The organism is Halomonas sp. McH1-25, assembly GCF_022348165.1.
Lineage (GTDB): Bacteria > Pseudomonadota > Gammaproteobacteria > Pseudomonadales > Halomonadaceae > Modicisalibacter.
Window position 1 is genome coordinate 290,123 of sequence record NZ_JAKRFI010000001.1, and the last position, 26,736, is coordinate 316,858.

Here is a 26,736-nt window from a genome sequence, read left to right on the forward strand (position 1 = left end):
CAGGGACGACAAAAGGTAGGTGCCGTGGCGCAACGGACTATTGGTCTGGGTCGTAAGACAGTACCGGCGATAGCCAGCGCTCCAGTTCCGCCAAGCCCATCCGCTTGCGATCGGCCAGCGCCTCGACCTGATCGCGAGTGATCTTGCCGGTCGAGAAGTACTTCGACTGCGGATGGGAGAAGTACCAGCCCGACACCGCTGCAGCCGGCCACATGGCGAAGCTGTCGGTCAGCGTCATTCCGGTGTTGGCCTCGGCCTGCAACAGGCGGAACAAGGTGGCCTTCTCGGTGTGGTCCGGACAGGCCGGATAGCCGGGGGCCGGGCGGATACCCTGATACTTCTCGGCGATCAGATCGACGTTATCCAAAACCTCGTCGGGTACGTAGCCCCAGTATTCCTTACGGACCCGCTCGTGCATGCGCTCGGCGAAGGCTTCCGCCAGGCGGTCGGCGAGTGCCTTGACCATGATCGCATTGTAATCGTCGCCGGCCGCCTCGTAGCGCTTGGCGAGCTCGTCCGCCCCATGGCCGGTGGTGACGGCGAAAGCACCGATCCAGTCCGCCTTGCCGCTCGCCTTGGGGGCAATGAAGTCGGCCAGACTGTAGCAGACACCGTCGCGATTCTTGGCGGTCTGCTGCCGGATGTGGTGGAGTCGCTCGACGACCGTCTCGCGGTTATCGTCGGCATACACTTCGATGACATCGTCGTCGACGCTGTTGGCCGGCCACATGCCGATGACGCCACGGGCGGTGATGTGCTTCTCGTCGATCAGCTTGCGCAGCATGGCCTGAGCATCGTCGAACAGGTTGCGCGCCGCTTCGCCAACCACCTCGTCCTCGAGGATCTTGGGATATTTACCGGACAGCTGCCAACTCATGAAGAAGGGCGTCCAGTCGATGCGCTCGACGAGTTCCTCGAGATCGTAGTCGTCGAACACCTTGATGCCGGTAACGTGTGGGGAGGGCGGGGTGTAGTCCGACCAGCCGGGATCGAAGCGCCGTTCACGTGCCTCGGCATAGCTCAGGTCGGCCGCCTTGGGCCGCCGCTTGGCGTTACGCTCGCGTACCTTCACGTAATCGTCGCGAATCTCTTCGACGTAAGCTTCCTTGAGGCCGGGCGACAGCAGGCGGCCAGCGACACCGACGGCACGCGAGGCATCGGTGACATAAATCACCGGGTGCTCGTACTGCGGTTCGATCTTGACCGCCGTGTGCGCCTTGGATGTCGTGGCGCCGCCGATCAGTAGCGGGATGTCGAAACCCTGGCGCTGCATTTCCTTGGCGACATGGACCATTTCGTCCAGCGACGGCGTGATCAGCCCTGACAAGCCGATGATGTCGGCCTTCTCTTCGCGGGCGGTCTGCAGGATCTTTTCTGCCGGGACCATGACACCCAGATCGACGACATCGTAGTTATTGCACTGCAGGACCACGCCGACGATGTTCTTGCCGATGTCGTGGACGTCGCCCTTGACGGTCGCCATGACGATCTTGCCCTTGGCCTGGGCGTCCCCGCTCTTCTCGGCCTCGATGTAGGGAATCAGGTAGGCCACGGCCTGTTTCATGACGCGCGCCGACTTGACCACCTGGGGCAGGAACATCTTGCCGGCCCCGAACAGATCGCCGACCACGTTCATGCCGTCCATGAGCGGACCTTCGATGACCTCGATGGGACGCTGCGCCCGCTGTCGGGCCTCTTCGGTATCATCCTCGATGTAACTGGTGACGCCCTTGACCAGCGCATGCTCGATACGCTTCTCGACCGGCCAGCTGCGCCACTCGAGGTCTTCTTTCTTGGCCGCGCCGCTTCCGTCGCTTTTGTACTTTTCCGCCAGATCGAGCAGCCGTTCGGTGCCATCCTCGCGGCGATTGAGGACGACATCTTCGACGGCATCGCGCAGTTCGCCGGGCAGGTCGTCATACACCGCCAACTGACCGGCATTGACGATACCCATGGTCAAGCCGGCCTTGATGGCGTGGTAGAGGAAAACCGAATGAATCGCCTCGCGTACCTGATTATTGCCACGGAACGAGAACGAGACGTTGGACACGCCGCCCGACACCATGGCATTCGGCAGATGCTCGCGAATCCACTGTGTCGCCTCGATGAAGTCGACGGCGTAGTTGTTGTGCTCCTCGATGCCGGTAGCGATAGCGAAGATGTTGGGGTCGAATATGATGTCCTCGGCCGGGAAGCCGATCTCGTCGACCAACAAGCGGTAGGCACGTTCGCAGATCTCGGTCTTGCGGGCAAAGGTGTCGGCCTGACCGGCCTCGTCGAAAGCCATGACCACCACGGCAGCACCGAAGCGGCGACAGGCCAGGGCCTGTTTACGGAAGGCATCTTCGCCTTCCTTGAGCGAGATCGAGTTGACGACCGCCTTGCCCTGGATGCACTTCAGACCGGCCTCGAGGATCTCCCACTTGGACGAGTCGACCATGATCGGCACGCGGCAGATGTCCGGCTCCGAGGCGACCAGATTGAGGAAATGGACCATCGCCTCCTGCGAGTCGAGCATCCCTTCGTCCATGTTGATGTCGATGACCTGAGCGCCGTTCTCGACCTGCTCCAGCGCCACTTCCAGCGCCGTCGTGAAGTCTTCTTCCTTGATTAGCCGCTTGAAGCGCGCGGAGCCGGTCACATTGGTACGCTCGCCGACGTTGACGAACAGCGAGCCGGCTTCGATGTTGAATGGCTCCAGGCCGGACAACCGACACGCCCGAGGGCGCTCGGGGATCTGGCGCGGAGCGATGCCGTCGACGGCATCGCGAATCGCGGCGATATGTTCGGGCGTCGTACCGCAACAGCCACCGATGATGTTGAACAGTCCATTCTGGGCAAAGTCGCGTACGATTGCCGCCATTTCCTCGGGGCTCTGATCGTACTCACCGAACTCATTGGGCAGGCCGGCGTTGGGGTGGGCCGACACGAAGGTATCCGCCTTGGCCGACAGCTCTTCCAGGTAAGGGCGCAACTCCTCGGCGCCGAGGGCGCAATTGAGGCCGATCGACATCGGTTGGGCGTGGCGTACCGAGTTCCAGAAGGCTTCGGTGGTTTGCCCGGACAGGGTGCGTCCCGACGCGTCGGTAATCGTGCCCGAGATCATCACTGGCAGGCGTGTACCACGCGCCGTGAAAAGCTCTTCGAGGGCGTAGATCGCCGCCTTGGCGTTCAGGGTATCGAAAATGGTCTCGATCAGAATGAAATCGGAGCCACCCTCGATCAGCGCCTCGGCGGCCTCGTAGTAGTTTTCGCGCAGCGCATCGAAGGTGACATTGCGCTTGGCCGGGTCGTTGACGTCCGGGGAGAGCGACGCCGTGCGACTGGTCGGGCCAAGCACGCCGGCGACGTAGCGGGGCACGCCCGTTTCCTCTGCCACCGCATCGCAGACCTCACGCGCCAGGCGAGCCGATTCGCGATTGAGCTCGACGACCAGGTCTTCCATGCCGTAGTCGGACTGCGACAAGCGCGTGCTGTTGAAGGTGTTCGTCTCGACGATATCCGCGCCGGCGACGAGGTAGTCGCGATGAATTCGGTACACCAGGTCGGGCTGCGTCAGTGCCAGCAGATCATTATTGCCCTGGAGCTGCGAAGGCCAGTCGCTGAACCGCTCGCCACGAAACTCCTCCTCGCTCAGCCTGGCGTTCTGCAGCATGGTCCCCATGCCGCCGTCCAGGATCAGTATCCGACGGGCAAGCGACTCCTTGAGGGCATCGGGCAGGGGAACCCGCGTCAGCGAAGAGGGAAGTTGTGTATCAACAGCCATGGTCAGCGATCATCTCCAGCGACAAAATCGATTTGGCCCGGGCACATTCCGCAGCACATCGTGAAATGCCCCCTCGGGGCCCTGCGGGCCAGCCTAATTGGCGATCATGCTACCAGAAAAGCGCTTGTCGCGGGGCGGTCGGGAAAGACCTAGTATTTAAGTCAGGATTGTGTTGGCAGGGGTTTTTTCTTACCATGTCACAAAACTTTCCTGACGAGTCGAGTTCATGAGCCAGACTATTCAGATTACCGACAGTGCCCAGGATTACCTCGCCGAGCTGCTGTCCAAGCAGAATGTCGAAGGTATCGCCGTTCGCATCTTCATCACCCAACCGGGCACGCCGTATGCGGAAACCTGCCTGGCCTACTGCCGACCGGGCGAAGAGGAACCCAGCGACGAGAAGCTGGAGCTCGAAAAGATCAATGTCTTTCTCGATAAGCACAGCCTGGCGTTTCTCGACGAGGCGGTCGTCGATTTCAATGCCGACCGTATGGGCGGACAGCTCACCATCAAGGCCCCGAACGCCAAGATGCCCAAGGTGAATGCCGACAGCCCCCTGGAAGACAGGGTCAATTATGTGCTTTACAGCGAGATCAACCCGGGCCTGGCAGCGCACGGCGGCGAAATCAAACTCATCCAGGTCGCCGAAGAGAACGTTGCCGTGTTGCAGTTCGGCGGGGGCTGCCAAGGCTGCGCCGCCGTCGACCTGACACTCAAGGAAGGCGTGGAAAGGACCCTGCTCGAGCGAATTCCCGAACTCAAGGGCATCCGCGACGTGACCGACCATACCGACACGACCAATGCCTACTATTGAGGCGACGTCACGATGGTGACAGTAACGGGCCGCCCGAGGGCGGCCCGTTGCGTTGAGCGTTGACCAAAAACGCAATCTCATCAACAGACGAATGGCGGGAGCGGAGCCTTGGCTAGCCGAATCTCGGTATCGCGCAGACGCTCGCGAACCTGCCTGAGCGTATCGTCCCTCTCGGCAAGCGTTGCCTCCAGGCGCTCGCATCTGAGCGTCTCTTCGTGCAAGCGATCCTTGGCCTGCTGAAGCTTCCATTGCGTTTCGCGGTGAACCGCTTGCTCCTCGCCGAGCTCGCGCCGAGCCTGCTGTAGCCGAGCGTCGACTTCACTGACGCGCTTTTCCATGACTTCCAGACGTTGATTGAGCTGCCTTTCGGCCGCTTGCCGCTCCTGGCGCGCATTGTCGAGCAGCGTCATGAGCCGGGCCTCAGCCGCTTCGTGGCGCTGCTCCTCCTGATTGAGCTGGGCACGAAACTCCTCGCTCTTGCGCGATAGGGCGGCCTGGTATTCAGCGCCTTGCCGCTCGTTATCCGCCTGCAAACGCTGTAACTGCTCTTCACTTTGCTTGATCTGGCGGGCCTGCTGCGCCTCGCGCTGCGAGGCGCTTTCGCACTGTGCGTCCAACTTGGCGATTTTGGCGCTGTATTCTTCCAGACGTTCCTGGGCCTGACGCAACTGTTCACCCAGTACCGTCTCGCGTTGCCGGGCATCTTCCGCTTCACGGCGGGCCTGATCGGACCTCAACTCGGCGTCCTCGACCCGCTTGTCGGCTTCCTGACGATAGTGCGCCAGCCCGTCGGCCGCACTTTCCTGCGCCTGATACCAAAGCGATTGGACCAAGGCCTCTACCGGCTCGGGAATGGCCTGTAGCGGCGGCTGGTCACGGTTCTCCTCTCGCTGTAGCCGCCACTCTCGGAAATGCTCGTTGATGGTGGTGAAGCTGCCGGTGCCGAGCACTTCACGAATTTTCTGAACGCTTGGTGCCTCACCTTGCTGAAGCAGCCTATCGATTGCCCGACGTACGTCGTCGTATTGCACGCCACTGCGCGCCATGCCTGTCTCCTTGGAATCCCATTGCAGCTAGCCCGGATTTCATCATTTTCCGCGATTTCCGAAGCTTAGCCCAGCCGGGGCCGTAATGATATTATTGTAATTACGTATTACGTAATTACAATAATATTTCGAGCCAAATATTCATGATTACGCGGCTTATCTTGAATCGAGGCTGCGTACAGAGGAAAATAGCGACACTCGAGGCCAGCGAACGAAGCGGACAACGATGGACGAACGAAAGGGCGCTTTTTCCGCGCTTGAGCCACTGCCTGGCGTGCGAAACGAGGGGGCGCTTGCGCCTGGCCACTCCCGGCCGGCTACGGCGCGAATATCGGCACGGGATGACATCGAGGCCATTGGACACTGGCTTGCCGAATATGCCGCCAGCCCACAGACGCTCCGCGCCTACCGCAAGGAAGCCGAAAGGCTCATGCTGTGGCTCGCAGATAACGGGCTGGCCCTGCGGGACATCGACCGACGCTGGCTGGAAGCCTACGAAAGCTTCCTTGCCGACCCACGCCCAACGGAGCGCTGGATCGGCCCACCCAGGGCTCGTTCGCATCCACAGTGGCGTCCTTTTCGCGGTCCGCTATCCGCCGCCAGCCGGCGGCAGAGCCTGGTCATCCTGCAAGGTCTTTTTGCCTGGTTGGTCGAGGCAGGGTGGGTGGAACACAATCCCTTCCGACTCATGCGGGACAAGCGCCGGCGTATGGATAACCGCCAGACGCACATCGAGCGCTACCTGGAACGGCCCATCTGGGACTGGCTATGGCAATGGCTCAATCGTCCCTGCGGCGAGGAGACCACAAGTCGCCAACGGCTGGCCTGGCATCGGCGGAGGTTCATGTTCGGTTTCGGTTATTTGCTCGCGCCACGCATCGCCGAAATGGCCCAGGCGCGCATGAGCGACTTCCAGTACCGAGAAGGGCGCTGGTGGTGGAACGTCATAGGCAAGGGAAGCAAACGGGCCAGTATCCCGGTGCCGCCCGACATGCTGGTCCTGTTGACCGACTGGCGAATCGCCCTGGGAATGGATGCACTGCCGGACCGCGATGACGAGCGTCCTGTGCTGTGTCGCCTGGATGGCAGGACAGGCGTGACCGACAATCAGCTTTATCGCCTGATAAAAGAAGCCTTTCGTGACGCCGCAAGCGACCTGGCGCGCCAAGACACGGGAACAGGTCAAGGCGGCGTATCCGCCATGTCCCGCCAATTGGCCAAGGCATCGCCTCACTGGCTGCGGCACACCGCCATCACCCATCAGGCCCAGGCCGGCGTCGAGCTGCGCTATCTGGCCAAGACGGCGCGACATACACGCTTGGATACCACGGCCCGCTATCTGCATGCCGAAGCCGAGGAATGGCAACGCCAAATAGCCACCCATCGCCTCGATATCGCCGCAAGGGCGGACGATACCGGGAGTGAGTCGTTATAATGAGGATTAGAACCCAACGCTTGCTTGCACATCGCTAGTCAATGGCGGCCCCAAGCAACTCGCAAGGAGATTTCATGAGTGCACAAGACGCCCAGGCCGAGCTGATCGAGGAATTCAGCATTTTCGATAACTGGATGGATCGTTATCAGTACATCATCGACATGGGAAAGCAGCTACCGAATTTCCCCGAAGCACTGAAGACCCCGGAAACGAAGATCCAGGGCTGCCAGTCGAACGTATGGATGCATCACGAACGCCAGGGCGATGTCGTGCATTTTCTGGCGACGTCGGATGCCGCCATCGTCTCGGGTCTGATTGCCGTGCTGATGCGGATCTACAATGACCGGAGCCCAGAGGAAATCGTCGACACACCACCCAGTTTTCTCGAAGAGCTGGGCCTGGACAAGCATCTGTCGCCGACGCGCTCCAATGGCCTGCATGCCATGCTGCAGCGAATCTATAGCGTTGCGGAGCAGGAGACTGACGAATAATCGTCGAGCGACTCAGTGCGGATGGTGGCGGCTGTCCGCACCCTGGACATGATGGCAGCAGGGCGGTACGGGATCCACGCCTCCCGGATGCCAGGGATGACACTTGAAAATTCGCTTCAACGCCAGCCAGCTTCCGCGAGCCGGCCCGTGTTCACGCACTGCCTCGATCGCATACTGGGAGCAGCTTGGCCAGAAACGGCAGCGAGGCCCCAGGAGCGGACTGAGAACATATTGGTATAGCCGAAGCAGGCCAATGAGCAGGGCGCTCGAAACGCGTTGCAACATGAATCACCGCTTGCCGGAATAGAGTTGCGCAGGATCGATCATCGGTTCGCTGTCGACACTGGCCTGCTCGGCATCGACCTCGAGGTAGAAACAACTGCGCCGGCCCGTATGGCAGGCCGGGCCGGTCTGGTCGACGCTCAGCAATAGCGTGTCGCCATCGCAATCCAGCCAGGCTCGTTTCAGGTGCTGCTCCTGACCCGACGACTCACCCTTGCGCCATAGTTTGCCGCGCGAACGCGACCAGTAACACACGCGACCGGTGCGCAAGGTTTCCTGCAACGACTCGCGATTCATCCATGCCATCATCAATACTTCGCCGCTATCGTGCTGCTGGGCGATGGCCGGGATCAGTCCGCCTTCATTCCAACGCACGGCTTCCAGAATCTCCGCCAGAGGACGGCGGGTGCCGGGGGAGGCGTTTTCCAGGGTTTTGAACAACTCACTCATGTTGGCTCTCGGCAATGGAGGGTTCTCGTAGGCGTCCACGGCAGGCATCGCAGCTGCCCAACAACTCGATGGTCTGCCGATCGACCCGGAAGCCCAGCGCCTGGGCACGTTGACTCAATTGGGCGTTGACATCGTCGAGATGCAGTTCCTCGACCCGGCCACAGTGACGACAGATCAAAAGCTGAAAGCCATGCGTGTGTTCGGGGCAAGGACAAGCCACGTAGGCATTGAGAGACTCGATGCGATGCACCAGCCCCTGCTCGATCAGGAAGTCGAGCGCACGGTAGACCGTGGGCGGTCTTGCCGAGGCGTGCTCGCTGGTCAGGTGATCGAGCAACTCATAGGCCTTTAGCCCCCCGGGAGACGAGGAGATCATTTCCAGCACCCGGCGGCGTATCGGTGTGAACCGCACGCCACGCTGCTGGCATTGTCGCTCGGCCTGCTGTATCAGAAGTCGGGTGTCCGGCATTCGGTTCGATCGCTTGGCGAAAAGGGCATTTTACGCGCCTGGCCGCCTGACGGCCAGGAAGGCACTTTCCAGACAGAATCTGGGGGCTGTCTGGAAAGTCGAGGAGCGACGGTAAGACAAGGCGAAAATCGGCGAAAGAGCGGAGTTTACGCGGTGTAAATGAGCACCTTGAGCCGATTTTTAACGCAGTATTGCCGAGCGCAGTACTTTTCGGACAGTGCCTAGGACGCCGACTGCAGTTCGCCCCGCCGGGCAAAGTGATGCCGGGCAAACGCGACGCGCGCGTCGACATTGGCGCCATCGGGCTGCTTCTCGATGAGGTCGAGACGCGGCCTAAGGCCTTCGCCGTTAGTCATCTGGATCGCCAGCCCTGGCCGCGCGTTCAGCTCCAGCAGCATCGGACCGTGGCGTCGGTCCAGCACCATGTCGGTTCCCAAATAGCCCAGCCCCGTCATCTCGTAGCAACTGGCCGCCAGTTTGAGCAGGACTTCCCAGTCGGGAATGCATAGGCTGGCAAGCTCATGCCCGGTGTCGGGATGGTCCATTCTGGGGCGGTCGAATTGCACGCCACGCAAGGCCGTGCCGGTGGCGATATCGAGCCCTACACCGACAGCCCCTTGGTGAAGGTTGGCCTTGCCGTCCGAGGCGGCAGTGGATAGACGCATCATGGCCATCACCGGATAGCCCTTGAAGACGATGACACGAATATCCGGCACGCCTTCGTAGGTGTATTCGGCAAGAAACTCGTCGAAGGAGATCAGCGTCTCCACCAGGGCGATATCCGTCGCGCCGCCCAGCGAATAGAGCCCTGAGAGGATATTCGATACGTGGCGCTCGAGGTCTTCGCGCTGTAGCCGGTGTCCGCTGGGTTTGATGTAGCCATCGGCATCCTGGTGTTCGATGACCAGAATGCCCTTGCCACCGCTACCCTTGGCGGGCTTGATGGCGAAGCCCTCATGCCCGTCGACCATATCGGCAATGTGCTTGACGTCGAACTGGGTCGTCACGGTACCGATCAGATCGGGGGTCGTGATACCGAATCGCTTGGCCAGCAGCTTGGTTTTCAACTTGTCATCCACCAACGGAAACAGGTGGCGACTGTTATATCGGCTGATATAGCGAATGTTCCGCCGATTCATGCCGATGATGCCCTTGGCTTTGAGTTGTCCGGGACTGGCCCACATGGCATCAATCCTCCGTAATCGGCTTGAAACGACGCAGCTCGAGCAAACGGTAACCCGTATAGTTGCCCAGCAGCAGAATGAAGGCCATCAGGATCAGTTGGACGCCCAGGAAATTGAACGTGATGTGACGAATCCAGGGGTTGTTCATTGCCAGGTAGGCCAGGACCGCCGTCAGCAAACTGCCGCCGCCCTGGATCAAGACCTGCTTGGGACCTTCCTCTTCCCATAGGATCGACATGCGCTCGATGGTCCAGCTCAGGATGATCATCGGGAAGAAAGTAATGGTCAGGCCGGCATTCAGCCCCATTCGGTAGGCCACCACCGAGAACAGCGAGATGATAGCGATCACCGTGATGATCACCGCCGAGACGCGTGCCACCAGCAACAGGTTGAGATGCGACAGATAGCTGCGAATCACCAACCCTACGGCCACGACCAGCAGGAAACCGACCAGGCCGGTGAAAAGCGAGGTTTGAATGAAGGCCAGCGCGATCAGTACCGGCATGAACGTGCCCGATGTCTTGATGCCAACCAGCACGCGCAGCAGCACGACGACCAGTGCACCGATGGGAATCAGCAGGATGGTCTTGAACAGCGACTGCTCTTCCAGCGGTAAGCTGTGAATCGAGAAATTGAGTAGCGTGTTGTTCATCAGCTGGTTGCGAACGGCCACGGCAGCCGGCTCGTTGTGCTTGAGCATCGAGAAGCTGACCCGGGAATTGCTACCGCCCTGAACCTCGAGCACAGGTTGTCCACTGGCCTCCCAGAGCAGAAGGTTGTCGGGCCGCCCCTGCTCGCCGGTGGCCGGATTGAGAATCACCCAGTCACCGTCCTCATCGAAGACCTGCAGCCAGGAAGAGAGCGCTTGGCGACGGCGACCGTCCTCGAGCATCAAGCCGTCGACCTCGCGTGCAGCGATGCCGGCCTGGTTAAGCAGGCGCACGAGCAGGGCCGGCCTATCGAAGCGGTTCAACAGCAAGCGTGCGTTCTCATCCTGACGATCGCCGCTGAAATCCTGAATCAATTCCCGGGCAAAGGTGAACGCATCTGCGGATTGCTGATGCGCCCGGGCAATGATGCCTTGAGCGGCGGTATCGTAGGGGCGCTCCCAGGCAATATCCTGAGGAATCGCTGGCGGCTGGATAGACGGCGCCTCGGCATCGGGAGCGACCAGCAACTGCACGGAATAATAGAGCTGCTGACTGCCACTGGCTTCACGGATGGCCCATTGGGCGCGACGTCCGGCATCGTCATCGAGGAAGGACAGGCCATAACCGGAAGAGGCCGTGTTCTCGGTCAGTACCCGAAAATTTTCCTGATGCGAGGGCAGGGCGAGGTTCACCTTGATGGGTCCACCGTTGGCAAAGAAGTTCACCTGGGCTTCGACCTCCCAGACCTCCCTCTGCTCACCCGGCGTCCACGGTACATCGAACTCGATGTGGCGATACACGGTCATGACGATGCCGGCCAGCATCAGGACGCCGACCAGCAGATAGAAGGGTGCACGTGACATGGATCGAAAGGTCCTTACTCGTCTTCGTCGTCATCGACGCGGTCGCCGGCTTCATCCTCGGCCGCCATCTCGGCGGATTCCCCGCCCGGATATTCCGGACGTTCGTGAAGATAGGCCTGAGCGACGTCTATCAGGGCGATATCCATCATGAATCGTCGCCCGAGCAGGACGGGATAATTCAGGTGGGTACGGTTATTGAGCGTGAACTCGACATTTTGCTTGATCGGGCCCAGCTCCATCAGCAAGCTGACCACCGGCCGACTCTCTTCACCGGAAGCCTGGATGATTCTCACCCGGCGCACGACCTCGGCCTCTATCCACTTGTCGCGTACGGCATCGATGGCAACGGCGTCTTCATCCAGAGCCAGCTTGAAGCGCACCCAATCTTCGCCTTCGCGCTCGAATTCGGTAATCTCGCGGGCCGATAGCGATGCGGTGTTGGCGCCAGAATCGACACGTGCCTTGAGATAGGTGCCTACGTTAGGAAAACCGACCCACTCCGTACGGCCCAGCAACGTTTTATTCTCCAACGCAGCGATGTCATCGCTAGGGCATTCGGGCATGACGACGCCCGGCTCATTGTCGAGCGTCTCGACATCGGCTCGCAGGGCTCTAACCAGTCCACCGATTTCCCGCACATCGGCACCGACACGCTCGAGTCGGTCCTGCTGACCTTGACGAGAAGCCTCCTGTACTTGGCAAGAGGTCGCCAGAGTCGCTTCGAGTTCACCGATTCGGTCGTTGAAGCGTGACGTGGTCAACAATTCGTCGAGCCGGTCGCCTTCGTCGGGCTGGGGTTGCAGGGCACAGCCGCCCAGGAGCAACAAGCCAGCAGAAACCGCCAGTAGCTCACGTCGAATCGGCATGATCATGTCATTCCTTAGTAACAGCCATTGATGCGATAGAGATCCGGGCCACACAGGCCATAGGGACGCGATAGTAAAGGAATCGATGGTCAATGGTCCATGCGGGCGCGACGCGTCGCGCCCGCATTAGACACACTCAAGCCGAAGAGTTCACCGCATCGACGTCTCGCGTGGCATTGTGATCGCGTGCCAGCAGGATATAGAACGCGGGCAGTACGAATAGCGTCAACAGAGTACCGATCCCCAGGCCGGCAGCAATGGTCAAGCCGATATCGAAGCGGCTGACTGCACCGGCTCCTGTTGCAAACAACAGCGGAACCATGGCGACGATCAGCGCGACCGACGTCATGATTATCGGGCGCAGGCGGATGGCCGCGGCCTCGATCACGGCATTGCGCCTGTCGAGGCCGCGCTCACGCTGCAGCAGGTTGGCAAATTCCACGATCAGGATACCATTCTTGGCGACGACGCCGATCAGGGTGATCAGGCCCACCTGGGTATAGATATTGACCGTAGAGATGCCGAGAGTGATGAACACCATGGCACCGGCCACCGACATGGGCACCGACACCAGAATGATCAGCGGATCCCGCCAGCTTTCGAACTGGGCAGCCAGCACAAGATAGATGACGATCAGCGACAGGAAGAAGGTCAGTACCAAGGCGCTGCCCTGATCCATGAGCTGACGAGAGGCCCCCTGATAATCCACCGAATAGCCGGCAGGCAGGGTCTCGGCCGCAGCCTGGTTGAGCCAGGTCAGCGCATCGCCGAGCGCTACGCCCGGGCGCGGCACACCTTCGAGAATCAAGGCGTTGAGCTGCTGGAACTGCGTTCGCTTGGACGGTTCGACATTACGCTCGAAGCTGACCAGGCTGCTCAGCGGCACCTGCTCGCCGGAATCGGCCTCGATGTAGTAGTTATCGATCATGGAGGCGTCGAGGCGATATTGCTGATCGACCTGCGGAATGACCTTGTAGCTACGCCCATCCATGCTGAAACGGTTGACGAAGCCTCCGCCCAGCATGGTCGACAGCGCCTGGCCCACGTCGGCCATGGTCAGCCCCAGGTCGGCGACCCGATCGCGATCGACACGGATGTCGGTCACCGGACGATCCAGATCGATGGATTTGCGCAGGAAGGCGAAATTGCCACTGGCCATGGCCTTGCCCAGCAGTTCGTCCGCAGCAGCGTTCAACTCCTCGAAGCTGTTGCCGGTCGCCAGCACGAACTGGACGGGCAAGCCACCGCTGGAACCGGGCAGGGAAGGGCGCGGGAATGCCGCCGTCTGCAACCCTGTCACCTGGGACAGAGCCGCCTGGAGGTTAGGCAAAACAGTCATCTGAGAAATATCGCGCTGACTCCAGGGCAGCATCTTGAAGCCGCCGAAGACGGTATCGGCACTCATGCCGCCCAGAATCATGAAGGTCTCGTTGTAGCCTTCGACCTGCTCGACGTTCGCCTGGATGTCGTTGGAATAACGCTTGAGATACTCGAGGGTTGCCGTCTGCGGAGCGGTACCCTGGAAGAACATGATGCCTTGATCCTCGGTAGGCGCCAGTTCGTTCTGACTGGTCACGAACATGAAATAGATCGATGCCAGCACGATCGCCGCGAACACGACCGGCACGGACACCGTCTGCAGGATCCCCGACAGGGCCGAGCGGTAGCCGTTGGCCAAGCGGTTGAAACTGCTCTCGACCAGGCGCTCGAAGCGCGTCGCATTGCCGTGGGGTTTGAGCACCTTGCCCGACAACATGGGCGACAGGGTGAGGGCAATGACACCCGACACGACAACGGCCCCGGCCAAGGTAAATGCAAACTCGGTGAACAGCGAGCCCACCAGACCGCCCATGAAGCCGATCGGGGCATAGACGGCCACGAGCGTCGTGGTCATGGCGATGATCGGCGTCGCCATCTCACGCGCACCGTTTAGCGCGGCTTCGAAACGGCTTTCGCCTTCCTCGATATGCCGGTGCACGTTCTCGACGATGATAATGGCGTCGTCGACGACGAGACCGATGGCCAGCACCATGGAAAGTAGGGTCAACAGGTTCAGCGAGAACCCCAGCATGAGCATGACGAAGGCGCCGCCGATCAGTGACAACGGGACGGCAACCGCCGGGACCAAAGCGGCACGAAACGACCCCAGGGTCAAAAAGATCACCACCAGCACAATGACCAAGGCCTCGAGTAGCGTCTTGATCACTTCGTTGATGGAGTCCTCGATGAATTCGGAGGCATCGTAGGGCAACACGACATTGAGGCCAGTGGGAAGCTGGCTGCGTATCTCCGGCAAGGCCTCGCGCACGGCACGCGCCACGTCCAGAGGATTCGCTCCCGGCGCTTGCTCGATGGCCATGAAGCTAGCCGGCGTTCCCTTGTACCAGGCGATGCTGTCATAGCTTTCGGCCCCTAGATCGATGCGGGCGACATCGCGCAGCCGCACGAGATTGCCGTCATCGTTGCGTACCACCATGTCGGCGAACTGTTCAGGATCGCTGATATCGGTATTGGCAGTGAGGTTGATGGCCACGAATTCACTGCGCGTCTTGCCAACACCGGCTTGATAATTGTTGTTCTGCAGAACGTCGATGACCTGTTGCGGCGTAACGTTGAGCGCCGCCATACGCTGCGGATCCAGCCACACCCGCAGCGCGAAACTTTGGCCAAAGATTCGCGCCTTGGCCACTCCGGGCAGGGCCTGCAGCTTGGGCTGTACGACGCGGACCAGGTAATCGGTGATCTGAGGGACCGGCATCTGCTGGGAATAGAAGGCCAGATACATCAGCGCAGTCGAGTCGCCAGTGCTCGATTCGATGACCGGACTTTCCGCCGCTTCGGGCAGCACGCTGCGCTGGCTGGCCACCTTGGCCTGCACCTCGGCAAGTGCCGCATTGGCATCGTAGTTGAGTTCCATGTGAACCTCGATGGTCGAGGCGCCCTGGATACTCTCCGAGGTAATGAAGTCGATGCCGTTGGCCTCGGCAATCGCCTGCTGCAGTGGCGTCGTAACGAAGCCCTGAACCAGCTCCGAACTGGCGCCGGGATAGGAGGTGCTTACCGTAATGACGGTGCTTTCCAATTCCGGATATTGGCGCAGTTCCATATCCATGGCCGAACGCAGGCCCATGAGCAGAATCAGCAGGCTGACGACCGTCGCCAGGACCGGCCGACGAACGAAGATATCGGTGAACTTCATCAGCCTTGCGCCTCCTCACCAGCCGTTTCCGGCTCACGCTGGTCGCCCGGCTCCTGATCATCGTTAACGGCTGCCGCACCTTCTTCATTCACGAGAGAGACCGGCTGACCGTCACGCAAACGCAACTGGCCGACGGCCACGACACGGTCACCAGCCTCCAATCCATCCACGATTTCGATCTGATCGCCGCGAGTGCGTCCGGTCGTTACCTGGGTTCGCTTGGCTACCAGTTGCTCCTGATCATTCTCGGTGACCAGGAAGACATAATCGCCATAGGTATTGAAGGCGAGGGCAGTGCGGGGCAGGGTAAGTACTCGTTCGGGTTCGGAAGCCAGCGTGCGCACATCGGCAAACATGCCGGGACGCAGCTTACGTTCAGGATTGGCAAGCGTGGCACGAACTTCCAGGGTCCGGCTGCTTTCATCGATGGCCGGCGCTATGGCCTGGATCTCGCCGGGAAAAACCTCGTCAGGATAAGCGGCAACCCTGACTTCTACACTGCGTCCCGCCTGGATGCTGCCGAGCTGTTTCTCGGGAACGCTGTAATCCACGTAGATAGGATCCAGCATATTGAGATCGACGATCGGCGTTCCGACGGCAATGTATTCTCCGAAGTCGACCTGACGCAGGCCAACCACGCCATCGAACGGCGCGCGAATCGTCTTCTTGTCCATCTGGGCGCGCTGTTGGGCAACATCGGCACGCGCCGCCTGATAGTTGGCCTGGGCTTCGTCGTACTGGGATTGCGAGATGGCGTTGCGTGGCAACAGGTCCGAGTAACGGCGGAATGTCTCGTTGGTCAATCTGGCCTGGGCCTCGAGAGCGGCCAGTGCGGCCTGATCGACGCTATCGTCGAGCTTGACGAGGATCTCGCCCTGGCTGACGCGCTGACCGGATTCGAAGGCAATCTCACTGACCATGCCGGCCACTTCGTTGGAAACGGCCACGCCATTGACGGCACGCATCGAGCCCACCGATTTCAACTCGGGACGCCAATTCTCCGCTACAAGTTGTACGCTATCGACGGGGACCGGCGGCTGAGGCTGCGATTGTTGAGCAGCCATTTCCTGCATTTTCAGATATTTCCAACCGAAAATACCGCCCAATACCAGAGCGAGCAGGATCAATACCACAATCAAGCGAACAACGGTTTTCATGCCTGAAGGTCCCAGCCAAGGTTTTCGTTATGGTCCCGAGCAGATGAGGAGCCTGGGAGATAAGAACTAGATAAGCTGCTTATGATGCGGGTATCGTAGGCGAATGACCAGAGCCGGCTGCAACAAAGCGAAACATAAGCTCTATTTAACATAATATATATTATGCGAAGTCAGGGATTAGGCACTCCTTTACAGGCGACCTTCGGCTTTTCATGCACCAACACCGTCCCCGGCAAGAACCCATTGCACGTTTCTGGGTCACTTTCTTTCGCCATTGCCACATCATCTATCGTACAGCACCCAAGGACGACGCTTCATTCCTCCAAAGCCTTCATGGCATGCAGTTTGCTTCTGATTACCAGGGCCAGCCCAACGGCACACGTCGTTCCGAGTCAATGGCGACTCGGGGCAACTAAGGCTTTAGCAAACACTACCGGATGATGCCGGTACCGCGAGACAAGAAATAGAACGATGACCAAGCAAAGGCGCTTGGAGCCGCCCTCAAGCGGCTCTGGCGCCTTTTTGTTTTGTTTACGTGCATCGCTGCAAAAGCGCCTGGCTGGGAAATCGGCGCGTTGGCTAGGCCAGCGATCTCGCTTGGGCCAACTTCTTCCTCTACTGACAAGAGAACCTAATCATGTCGTATCTAGCTCCAGCAGAATTCGTCACCAAGATGGTCGATGCCGGTGAATCCAAGATATTCATGGCTCCCCGCGACACGATGATTCGTGCCTATATGGCCGGTGCCATCCTGGCGCTGGCCGCCGTCTTCGCCGTGGCCGTTACCGTGCAGACCGGCTCGCCGCTACTCGGCGCGGTGCTTTTCCCGGTCGGTTTCTGCATGCTTTATCTGATGGGATTCGACCTGCTGACCGGCGTGTTCATGCTGACGCCGCTTGCACTTCTGGACAGGCGGCCCGGCGTCACCATGGAAGGTGTGCTCAAGAACTGGGGACTGGTCTTCGCCGGCAACTTCCTGGGTGCACTGACCGTCGCCTTCCTGATGGCCTTCGTCTTCACCTATGGCTTCAATGCCGATCCTGGCGTCATCGGAGAAAAGATCGCCAGCATTGGCGAAGCACGAACGTTGGGATATGCCGACTACGGCGTTGCCGGCTGGGCCACGATCTTCATTCGCGGCATCTTGTGCAACTGGATGGTTTCCATGGGCGTCGTCGGCGCGATGATCTCCACCTCCGTCAGCGGCAAGGTCATTGCCATGTGGATGCCGATCATGCTGTTCTTCTATATGGGATTCGAACACTCCGTGGTCAACATGTTCCTGTTCCCCTCGGCGATGATCATGGGTGGCGGGTTCTCGGTCAGCGACTACCTGTTCTGGAACGAGCTTCCCACGGCCCTTGGCAATCTGGTCGGCGGACTGTCCCTGACCGGCCTGACCCTTTACACCACTCATGTAAAGACTGCGCCCAAAAAGACGCTACCCAACAAATCGTTTGGCTAATGGCTCACACCAGGAAGTCCCGGTCTTGAACCGGGGCTTTTCATGAATTCATGACGACCTATCTCGACATCGCCGTTGGACAGTTTACCGACAAGGGGCGCAAGGAAATCAATCAGGATTTCCACGGTCTCTGTATTCCCCACGATATCCAACTGACGACCAAAGGTATTGCGGTAGCCATTGCCGATGGTATCGGCAGTAGCGATGTCAGCCACATTGCCAGCCAGGCGGCAATCGCTGGGTTTCTCGCAGACTATTACTGCACGTCGGATGGCTGGAGCGTCAAAACCGCGGCGCAACGCGTCCTGTCGGCGATCAATTCATGGCTGCATGCCCAGACCCAGCAAAGCCAGTACCGGGACGACAAGAACCGTGGCTATGTCTGCACCTTGAGCGCCATGGTCTTCAAAGCGGCGACGGCGCATCTTTTTCATGTCGGTGACGCGCGGGTCTATCGGCTACGCAACGACACGCTGGAGCAACTTACCCAGGATCATCGCATTTGGGTCTCTCAGCACCAGAGCCACCTCACTCGGGCCTTGGGCATTCATCCCCACCTGGAAATGGACTACCAGGCGCTGGCCGTCGAAATCGGGGACGTTTTCCTGTTTTTGACCGACGGCATCTACGAGCATGTCTCTCTACGCCAAATGCGTGAAACGCTTAGCCAGCACGACACCGACTTGGATAACGCTGCCAGGCAACTGGCCGAAGACGCCTATGCTCAGGGAAGTCACGACAACCTGACGGCACAGATCGTTAGAGTCGACAACCTGCCTCCCCACGACAGCCAGTCTTTCTACCAGCATCTCTTGGAACTGCCCTTGCCTCCCGTGCTCGAGCCCAGGATGCGCTTCGATGGCTATCGCATTCTGAGAACGCTGCATGCCAGCCACCGCAGTCACGTCTACTTGGCCAGCGAGGAAAACGCCAGCGAGGCGCCCGTCGTGTTGAAAACGCCGTCGATCGAGATGCATGGCGATTCGGCTCACCTGGAACGGTTCCTGCTCGAAGAATGGATCGCACGACGCATCGATAATCCGCATGTACTCAAGTTGCACTCGCCCACCCGTCAACGTGGCTATCTCTATACCGTGAGCGAATATGTCGAGGGCCGTACGCTCAGGCAATGGATGTTCGACAATCCGCAGCCCGACCTGGAAACGGTGCGCTCCATCGTCGAGCAGATAGCCAGGGGCCTGCAAGCCTTCCATCGGCTGGAAATGCTGCATCAGGATCTGCGTCCCGACAATGTGCTGATCGACACTTCAGGGGTTGTGAAGATCATCGACTTCGGCTCGGCTCACGTCGCGGGTATCGAAGAAAGCGTGTGCACAGAGCAAACGACCCATCCGCCAGGCACGCTGCAGTACATGGCCCCCGAGTATTTTCTGGGTGCCCGGGGAACGGCACGTTCGGATATCTTCTCGCTAGGCGTGATCACCTACCAAATGCTGGCCGGTACGCTGCCTTATGGGACACAAGTGGCCAAGTCACGCACACTGGCGGCACAACGCAAGCTCGACTATGCCCCGATATTCGACGGTCATCGCGAGGTACCGGTGTGGATCGACGATGTGCTCAGAAAGGCCGTGCACCCCGACCCCCACCGGCGTTATGGAGAACTTTCCGAATTCATCCATGAACTACGCCATGCCAGCAAGGCCCTGCTCGGCAAGCACCGCCCTCCTCTCATGGAGCGCAACCCGGTGCTTTTCTGGAAAGGCCTCTCGCTGCTCCTGACCGTACTCGCCGCTTTCCTGGCATGGCGTTTATACGACGCCTGAACGAAAACACCCGCCGGGAACCCCGGCGGGTGCAAGCACAGCTTCGTTGTGCCGGGTAATGCCCGATGTCACTCGGCCGGTGCGTAGGAGCCGTCGGGACGATGATCTTCCTTACCCGTCAGCGCTGGAGTAAAGACGCAGGCGAGCACCATGGTCTTGGAAGCACGCAGCATATGTTCATCGTGCTGGTCGAGAATATAAATGTCGCCCGGCTTGATCGGCCAGATCTTGCCATCGGCCAGCGTCTCGACTTCGCCCTCGCCTTCGATGCAATACACCGATTCGAAGTGATGCTTGTAGTGGATATGCGTCTCGGTGCCTTCGAAGATGCGAGTGATATGGAACGAGAAACCACCACCATCATCGGCCAGCAGCAGGCGTGTGCTGTCCCAAGTGCCCTTGGTCGCCGCCACTAAGCGATCCGTTTTGCGCGCTTCTTCGAGATTACGAACGATCATATTGATATCCTTGACTTGCGTGACACGTGTCGTACACCAATCAGCCGGCCTTCAGGGCCGGCTGATTTACTTAGCGTAGCCGATGTTCAGCTCATGGCATCCTTGGCGCTGGCCTCGAGGATATCCAGCCCTTCAAGCAGATCCTCGTCGCTGATCGTCAGCGGACACAGGCACTTGATCACGTGGCCGTCGTGGCCGCAGGTTTCGACGATGAGGCCGTTCTTGAAGGCCTTGGAGGTGATCTTGTCGGCGATATCGCCGCTACCGACGTCCAGGCCGCGCATCAGACCGCGACCGCGTTCGCTGGCCGGGTGCCCTTTCTCGGTCAGCCAGGCCGCGATCTTCTGGAATCGATCGGCCACGATGCGACCCTTGCGTTCGACGTCCCGTGCCAGTGTGTCGTTGGTCCAATATTCGCGCAACGCGGTTGCTGCAGTGGTCAACGCCAGATTGAAGCCGCGGAAGGTGCCGTTGTATTGGCCTGGCTTCCACTTATCGAGTTCGGGCCGCATCATGACATGAGCGAATGGCAGGCCGAAGCCGGACAGCGACTTGGAGTTGGTCACGATATCGGGCTTGATGTCGGCATGTTCGAAGCTGAAGAACTTGCCGGTACGGCCACAACCAGCCTGAATGTCGTCGACGATCAACAGGATGTCATTGTCGTTGCAGATTTTTTCCAGGCGTTTCAGCCATTCGACACCGGCCACATTGATGCCGCCCTCGCCCTGCACGGTCTCGAGGATGACGGCAGCCGGACGATCCATGCCACCTGACTTGTCGTTGAGCAGCTTCTCGAAATAATCGAGAGTGTCGATGTTCTCGCCGAGATAACCGTCGTAGGGCATGAAATTGGCGCCCTGCAGCGGAATGCCGCCCGTCGCTTCGCGGAACTTGCTGTTGCCCGTCACCGCCAAGGCACCCATGGTGACGCCATGGAAGCCATTGGTGAACGAGACGACGTTATGGCGTCCTGTCACGACACGCGCCAGACGAATGGCCGCTTCCACGGCGTTGGTGCCGGTCGGCCCCGTCAGATGCACCTTGTAGTCCAGGCCACGTGGCTTGAGGATGACTTCTTCAAGCGTTTCGAAATAGTCGCGCTTGGCCTTGGTCCACATATCCAGGCCATGAACGATACCGTCCGAAGCGATGTAATCCAGCAGCGCCTGCTTGATGACTGGATTGTTATGACCGTAATTCAGCGTGCCGGCCCCGGCGAGAAAATCGATGTATTCCTTACCGTCTTCGGTATGCAGGCGTGCGCCCTTGGCTTCGGTAAAGACGACGGGGAATGACCGTGAATAGGTACGGACTTCCGATTCCATACGTTCGAGAATCTGGGTCAGCATGCAACGACCTCCTGGTCGGTAAAAAAGCAAAAGAAGAGAAAACCGGTAACGAAATCCAGTCGTTCAGTACGCCTCAGAGTCCCGTCGGATCGTAGGGACCGATACGCACCAGGTTCTCGGGATCGTGTTCACCGCCGAGCTGATCGGTGGAGAAGAACTCCCGACTGTTGAGAGGTGCCTGCCAGCGGTCGGCAAGTCGCTTGAAGAGCCCCCAAGACGCATGGTTGTCGGGCGTGATGGTGGTTTCGAGGTGACGGATGTTGGCCATTTCCGGACGACGCATCACCGCTTCGACAAGGCGTCTCGCCAGGCCGGTGCCGCGAGCCTTTTCACCCACGGCAACCTGCCATAGGAAATAGGTATCCGGCGCATTGCGCTTGGGGTAGCCGGAGACGAAACCGACGATTTCCCCTTCTTCGTTGGTGGCGACAGCACAGCTGTCGCGGAACTGAGTTGCCAGCAGCAAATAGGCATAGGCTGAATTGACATCGAGCGGTGGGCAGGACTTCACCAACTCGTATATCCCCCAACCGTCGTCGGTCGTTGGCTTACGAATGAACAGCGGAGTATGGGCATGCCCTACCACGGCATCCGCGACACTGGGCTTTGCCAGATCGGCCGATGGGGTAAATGCTTTAGTCGTTGTGTTCATGGTTAGCGTTCGCCGTTGCGAATTTGCGATGAACTATAACAGGCACTTAGCTATAAATCAAAAGGCTGCTTATTGTTAAACATTTTTAGCATAAATAATCATTATGAAAGCAAGCCCCACCTTCGCTTCAGTTTAGGCAATTTTTCCAGGCTCGCCGCACAAACGACGAGACCGCCAAAAGGCGGTCTCGTTCTAACGACATGTGGACTCAGGTGCGGCTGGGAGTGCGCATGGTCACGAACTCTTCCGCTCCGGTGGGATGGATACCGACCGTGGCGTCGAAATCCGCCTTGGTAAGTCCTGCACGCACGGCAATCGCAATGCCCTGGATTATCTCGCCGGCCTCTTCGCCCACCATGTGGGCTCCCAGCACCCGATCGCTGACATCGTCAACGATCAATTTCATCAGGCAGCGCTCGTCACTTCCCGACAGGGTGTGCTTCATCGGTCGAAAATCCGCCGTGTAGATCCGTACCGCATCGTACTGGGCGCGCGCCTCTTCCTCACTCAGCCCCACAGTGCCGATATTGGGGTGACAGAAGACCGCTGTGGCAATGTTCTGGTAGTTCAACGGCTGGGCCGGAACTTCGCTGAAATGCTGCTGAACCATATGCATGGCTTCGGCCAGCGCTACCGGTGTCAACTCGGGGCCGCCCGTGACATCGCCCAGCGCCAGTATCGAAGGTACGGAAGTCTCGTAACGATCGTTGACCTTCAGCGTGCCGTTGGGATTCAGGGCGATATCGAACTGGTCGAGCCCCAGTCCCTCGAGATGCGGACGACGACCGGTGGCGGCGAGTACCGCATCGACCTCCAGAGTTTCGCCATTGGTCAGCATGACCTTGAGCCCACCGTCGACCTTTTCGATGCTTTCGATCGTCGTCTCGAAGTGGAGGTTGACGCCCTTCTTCGCCATCTCGTCACGGGTGAACTCGCGCACTTCATGATCGAACCCGCGCAGGAACAGCTCGCCGCGATAGATCAGGTGGGACTCGCTGCCCAGCCCATTGAAGATGCTGGCGAACTCGACGGCGATATAGCCGCCCCCCAGCACCAGGAAGCGCTTGGGAAAGGTATCGAGATCGAAAACCTGATTGGAGTTCAGTGCATGCTCATTGCCCGGGAAGTCGGGAACCCAGGGCCAGCCACCAACGGCCACGAGAATTTTCTCGGCCTGTATCGTTTCGCCATTCACCTCGACGGCATGCTCGCCGACAATACGCGCACGGCCATTGATCAAGCGGACATTGGCATTTTCCAACAGGCGGCCGTAGATGCCGTTGAGACGCTTGATCTCCTCGATCTTGTTATCACGCAGCGTGGCCCAATCGAAACGTGGTGCTTCGGGCAAGGTCCAGCCAAAGCCGGCACTGTCCTCGAAGGCTTCGTGAAAATGTGCCGCGTAGGAATAGAGCTTTTTGGGAACGCAACCGACATTGACACAGGTACCGCCCAGGTAGCGATCCTCGGCGACAGCGACACGGGCCCCGGTTGCCGCTGCGGTACGCGCCGCACGCACGCCCCCAGAGCCGGCGCCGATGACGAAAAGATCGTAATCGTACTCAGCCACTAGTTTGCTCTCCTATCTTTGGTTGCGGCGATGATACCAGCCATACCGCTCCTTCGGGAGGGGCGAGCAGTTGACCCCTCTTTCGGCGAAAGGTAAAAGTTCACCCACGACAACGCTCTATCGTGAGGTTTGCCCTGTGAACGACATCGAAAAGCTGCTCGAACAGAACCGCGCCTGGTCCGAGTCCATCAATCAGCGCGATCCGGATTTCTTTGCCCGTCTTTCACGCCAGCAAAACCCCGACTATCTCTGGATCGGCTGCTCCGATAGCCGTGTACCGGCAAACCAGATCATCGATTTGCCGCCCGGTGAAGTGTTCGTGCATCGCAATGTCGCCAATATTCTTCACCACAACGACATGAATGCCCTGTCCGTCGTTCAGTTCGCTGTCGACGTGCTCAAGGTCAAGCACATCATGATCGTCGGTCATTACGGCTGTGGTGGCGTTCGTGCGGCAATCACCGGCACCGAATGCGGTATCGTCGACTACTGGCTGCACTCGGTACGCGAACTGTACAGCCGCCATCGCCAGGAACTGGGCGACCTGCCGCTAGACGATCAGGTCGACCGCATGTGCGAGCTCAACGTCAAGAGCCAAGTGTCCACACTGGCGCAAACCAAGATCATTCAGCGTGCCTGGCTGCGCGGTCAGCCTCTGTCGATCCATGGCTGGGTCTACGGACTGAGCGATGGGCGGGTCAATGATCTCGACTGCACGATCGAAGGACTGGATCAGGTCCCTCAGCTTTATCGTGTCGACCGCCTGGACCCCGTTCCGCAAAAGGACTAGGCACTGTCCAAAAAGTACTGCGCGCGGCAATACTGCGTTAAAAATCGGCTCAAGATGCTCATTTACACCGCGTAAACTCCGCTCCTTCGCCGATTTTCGCCTTGTCTTACCGTCGCTCGTCGACTTTCCAGACAGCACCTAAATCCTCTTATTTAACCGACGCTATCGTCGCTGCCCCGGCATGGTGCCGGGGCGATTGCGTTGCCGTTTCATTGTTGTGCTTCAGCCTGCCCATACGTTAGGTGAATGACGTCACTCGGTTTTTCGATTGTTCCGGTTATCGACTCTCTCTATGGTGGAGTGGGACCTTAGGGGTCATAAAACCAACAATCACTTCGGGCTAACACATGACGTTCAAGAAAACTCTGCTCGCCTCCTTGATTGGCGCCACGCTGAGCCTGCCGCTGGCTGCCACTGCCCAGACCGATGACATCACCCTGCGTGTCGCCTACGATGCCGACCCGGTGTCGCTCGATATCCATGAACAGCTCTCCGGCGGCATGCTGCAGCTGTCTCATCTGACGTTCGACCCGCTGGTGCGCTGGACCCAGGACTTCGAGTTCGAGCCACGCCTGGCCAGCGACTGGGAGCAGGTCGATGACACCACCATGCGCATGACGTTGCGCGATGACGTGACTTTCCACAGCGGCAACCCGTTTACCGCCAAGGACGTGGTGTGGACGGTCGAACGCCTCAAGCGCAGCCCCGACTTCAAGGCCATCTTCGATCCGGTGGCCAGCGTCACCGCCATCGATGAACATACGGTCGAATTCAAGACCAAGAAGCCCTATCCGCTGCTGCTGAACCTCGCTACGTATGTCTTCCCGATGGATAGCGAGTTCTATTCCGGTACCGCCGATGGCGGCAAGGACAAGAGCGAAATCGTCAAGAACGGCAACTCTTGGGCCTCTACCCACATCTCCGGCACGGGGCCTTTCAAGGTTACCCAACGCCAGCAGGGAGTGAAGGTCGAGTTCGAACGTTTCGAGGACTACTGGGACACCGACTCGCCGGGCAATGTCGACCACATCGTGCTGACCCCGATCAGCGAGAATGCAACTCGTGTGGCCGCGCTGCTCTCCGGTGACGTCGACTTCATCGCCCCGGTACCACCCAACGATCTCGAGCGCGTCCGCAACGACGAAGACGTCAAGCTGGTCACCATGTCCGGCACGCGCATCATTACCATGCAGATGAACCAGAAGCGCGTCGAGGCGTTCAAGGACCCGAAGGTACGCCAAGCCTTCGCCTACGCCATCAATCAGGAGGCAATCGCCGATCGCCTGATGAAGGGCTTTGCCACCCCGGCTGCTCAGCTCTCGCCGGAAGGCTACTCCGGCTACAACCCGGATCTCGCGCCGCGCTACGATATCGAGAAGGCCAAGCAGCTGATGAAGGAAGCCGGTTACGAAGATGGCTTCAGCATCACCATGATGGCTCCCAACAACCGCTACGTGAACGATGCCCAGATCGCCCAGGCGGTGGCCGCCATGCTGGCCCGGATCAACGTCAAGGTCGACCTGAAGACGCTGCCCAAGGCTCAGTATTGGGGTGAGTTCGACGATCGCGCCGCCGACATGATGATGATCGGTTGGCATGCCGACACCGAGGACTCGGCCAACTTCTTCCAGTACCTGACCGAATGCCCCGATCCCGAAACCGGCGCCGGTCAGTACAACAGCGGCAACTACTGCAACCCCGAGCTCGACGAGATGGTCGCCGAGGCCAACCTCGAGACCGATCGCGACAAGCGCGCCAAGATGCTCCAAGCCGTGGAGAAAGGGCTTTACGACGATGCCGCCTTCATCCCGCTGCACTGGCAGGACCTGGCCTGGGCGGCACAGAAGGACGTGCAGATCGAGCCGGTCCTCAACGTCATGAACTTCCCGTATCTGGGAGACGTGGTCGTCGAACAGCAATAACTTGCCCAACTGCCGTCCGCCCCGTTGGCGGTGGACGGCCCTACCTCCATTCAACGTCAGGAAAGCGC

General features: G+C 59.4%; 21 protein-coding genes. 7 read left to right on the top strand and 14 right to left on the bottom strand.

The window, feature by feature from the left end:
• Window positions 1-37: 37 nt before the first annotated feature.
• Window positions 38-3,766, bottom strand: coding sequence for a methionine synthase (metH, locus tag MHM84_RS01480; RefSeq protein ID WP_239261709.1), 3,729 nt, complete (start codon window positions 3,764-3,766; stop codon window positions 38-40).
• A 226-nt stretch (window positions 3,767-3,992) separates the two neighbouring features.
• Between metH and nfuA the strand changes: the two genes are divergently transcribed.
• On the top strand, window positions 3,993-4,580 hold the full coding sequence (gene nfuA / locus MHM84_RS01485) for a Fe-S biogenesis protein NfuA (RefSeq protein ID WP_239261711.1): 588 nt from the start codon (window positions 3,993-3,995) through the stop codon (window positions 4,578-4,580).
• A gap of 80 nt (window positions 4,581-4,660) precedes the next feature.
• On the opposite strand, the gene MHM84_RS01490 is transcribed toward nfuA, so the two are convergent.
• Window positions 4,661-5,626 (bottom strand): DNA-binding protein, encoded by a 966-nt coding sequence (locus tag MHM84_RS01490; RefSeq protein WP_239261713.1) that lies wholly within the window; start codon window positions 5,624-5,626, stop codon window positions 4,661-4,663.
• A gap of 226 nt (window positions 5,627-5,852) precedes the next feature.
• Between MHM84_RS01490 and MHM84_RS01495 the strand changes: the two genes are divergently transcribed.
• Both MHM84_RS01495 and MHM84_RS01500 read left to right on the top strand, forming a co-directional pair.
• Window positions 5,853-7,061, top strand: coding sequence for a site-specific integrase (locus tag MHM84_RS01495; RefSeq protein WP_239261715.1), 1,209 nt, complete (start codon window positions 5,853-5,855; stop codon window positions 7,059-7,061).
• Between the two features lie 74 nt (window positions 7,062-7,135).
• The gene (locus tag MHM84_RS01500; protein ID WP_239261717.1) at window positions 7,136-7,552 is read left to right on the top strand and encodes a SufE family protein; all 417 of its coding nucleotides are present in this window, start codon (window positions 7,136-7,138) and stop codon (window positions 7,550-7,552) included.
• 12 nt (window positions 7,553-7,564) lie between these two features.
• Here MHM84_RS01500 and yidD read toward each other — a convergent pair whose 3' ends face one another.
• The 8 genes from yidD to MHM84_RS01540 all read right to left on the bottom strand — a co-directional run bounded on the left by yidD (window position 7,565) and on the right by MHM84_RS01540 (window position 16,672).
• Window positions 7,565-7,837, bottom strand: coding sequence for a membrane protein insertion efficiency factor YidD (gene yidD, locus MHM84_RS01505; RefSeq protein WP_239261719.1), 273 nt, complete (start codon window positions 7,835-7,837; stop codon window positions 7,565-7,567).
• Between the two features lie 3 nt (window positions 7,838-7,840).
• Window positions 7,841-8,284: a phosphoribosyl-AMP cyclohydrolase gene (hisI, locus tag MHM84_RS01510; protein WP_239261721.1), complete on the bottom strand. Its 444-nt coding sequence runs from the start codon at window positions 8,282-8,284 to the stop codon at window positions 7,841-7,843.
• Entirely contained in the window at window positions 8,277-8,753 is a 477-nt protein-coding gene (locus MHM84_RS01515) for a transcriptional repressor (RefSeq protein WP_239261723.1), read from the bottom strand. The genes hisI and MHM84_RS01515 overlap by 8 nt, the downstream gene beginning before the upstream one ends.
• A gap of 221 nt (window positions 8,754-8,974) precedes the next feature.
• Complete coding sequence (locus MHM84_RS01520) at window positions 8,975-9,937, bottom strand: alpha-L-glutamate ligase-like protein (protein ID WP_239261725.1); 963 nt, start codon at window positions 9,935-9,937, stop codon at window positions 8,975-8,977.
• A gap of 4 nt (window positions 9,938-9,941) precedes the next feature.
• Complete coding sequence (locus MHM84_RS01525; protein ID WP_239261727.1) at window positions 9,942-11,450, bottom strand: inactive transglutaminase family protein; 1,509 nt, start codon at window positions 11,448-11,450, stop codon at window positions 9,942-9,944.
• A 14-nt stretch (window positions 11,451-11,464) separates the two neighbouring features.
• Window positions 11,465-12,322: a RimK/LysX family protein gene (locus MHM84_RS01530; protein ID WP_239261729.1), complete on the bottom strand. Its 858-nt coding sequence runs from the start codon at window positions 12,320-12,322 to the stop codon at window positions 11,465-11,467.
• Window positions 12,323-12,452: 130 nt separating this feature from the next.
• The gene (locus MHM84_RS01535; RefSeq protein WP_239261731.1) at window positions 12,453-15,515 is read right to left on the bottom strand and encodes an efflux RND transporter permease subunit; all 3,063 of its coding nucleotides are present in this window, start codon (window positions 15,513-15,515) and stop codon (window positions 12,453-12,455) included.
• Entirely contained in the window at window positions 15,515-16,672 is a 1,158-nt protein-coding gene (locus tag MHM84_RS01540; protein WP_239261734.1) for an efflux RND transporter periplasmic adaptor subunit, read from the bottom strand. The genes MHM84_RS01535 and MHM84_RS01540 overlap by 1 nt, the downstream gene beginning before the upstream one ends.
• 637 nt (window positions 16,673-17,309) lie before the next feature.
• Here MHM84_RS01540 and MHM84_RS01545 point away from each other — a divergent pair.
• Window positions 17,310-18,137 carry a formate/nitrite transporter family protein gene (locus MHM84_RS01545; protein ID WP_239261736.1) on the top strand — a complete coding sequence of 276 codons (828 nt, stop codon included), beginning with the start codon at window positions 17,310-17,312 and terminating at the stop codon, window positions 18,135-18,137.
• A 50-nt stretch (window positions 18,138-18,187) separates the two neighbouring features.
• Complete coding sequence (locus tag MHM84_RS01550) at window positions 18,188-19,924, top strand: bifunctional protein-serine/threonine kinase/phosphatase (protein WP_239261738.1); 1,737 nt, start codon at window positions 18,188-18,190, stop codon at window positions 19,922-19,924.
• Between the two features lie 68 nt (window positions 19,925-19,992).
• Here MHM84_RS01550 and MHM84_RS01555 read toward each other — a convergent pair whose 3' ends face one another.
• The 4 genes from MHM84_RS01555 to gorA form a co-directional block, all read right to left on the bottom strand.
• Window positions 19,993-20,382 carry an ectoine synthase gene (locus MHM84_RS01555; RefSeq protein ID WP_239261740.1) on the bottom strand — a complete coding sequence of 130 codons (390 nt, stop codon included), beginning with the start codon at window positions 20,380-20,382 and terminating at the stop codon, window positions 19,993-19,995.
• An 86-nt stretch (window positions 20,383-20,468) separates the two neighbouring features.
• Window positions 20,469-21,734, bottom strand: coding sequence for a diaminobutyrate--2-oxoglutarate transaminase (gene ectB, locus MHM84_RS01560; RefSeq protein ID WP_239261742.1), 1,266 nt, complete (start codon window positions 21,732-21,734; stop codon window positions 20,469-20,471).
• 73 nt (window positions 21,735-21,807) lie between these two features.
• On the bottom strand, window positions 21,808-22,386 hold the full coding sequence (ectA, locus tag MHM84_RS01565) for a diaminobutyrate acetyltransferase (RefSeq protein WP_239261744.1): 579 nt from the start codon (window positions 22,384-22,386) through the stop codon (window positions 21,808-21,810).
• 208 nt (window positions 22,387-22,594) lie between these two features.
• Window positions 22,595-23,956: a glutathione-disulfide reductase gene (gene gorA / locus MHM84_RS01570; protein WP_239261746.1), complete on the bottom strand. Its 1,362-nt coding sequence runs from the start codon at window positions 23,954-23,956 to the stop codon at window positions 22,595-22,597.
• A 136-nt stretch (window positions 23,957-24,092) separates the two neighbouring features.
• Here gorA and can point away from each other — a divergent pair, with 136 nt between their 5' ends.
• Window positions 24,093-24,746 carry a carbonate dehydratase gene (can, locus tag MHM84_RS01575; RefSeq protein WP_239261748.1) on the top strand — a complete coding sequence of 218 codons (654 nt, stop codon included), beginning with the start codon at window positions 24,093-24,095 and terminating at the stop codon, window positions 24,744-24,746.
• Between the two features lie 347 nt (window positions 24,747-25,093).
• A complete protein-coding gene (locus MHM84_RS01580; RefSeq protein ID WP_239261750.1) occupies window positions 25,094-26,668 on the top strand; it encodes an ABC transporter substrate-binding protein in 1,575 nt (524 codons plus the stop codon).
• Window positions 26,669-26,736 lie beyond the last annotated feature (68 nt).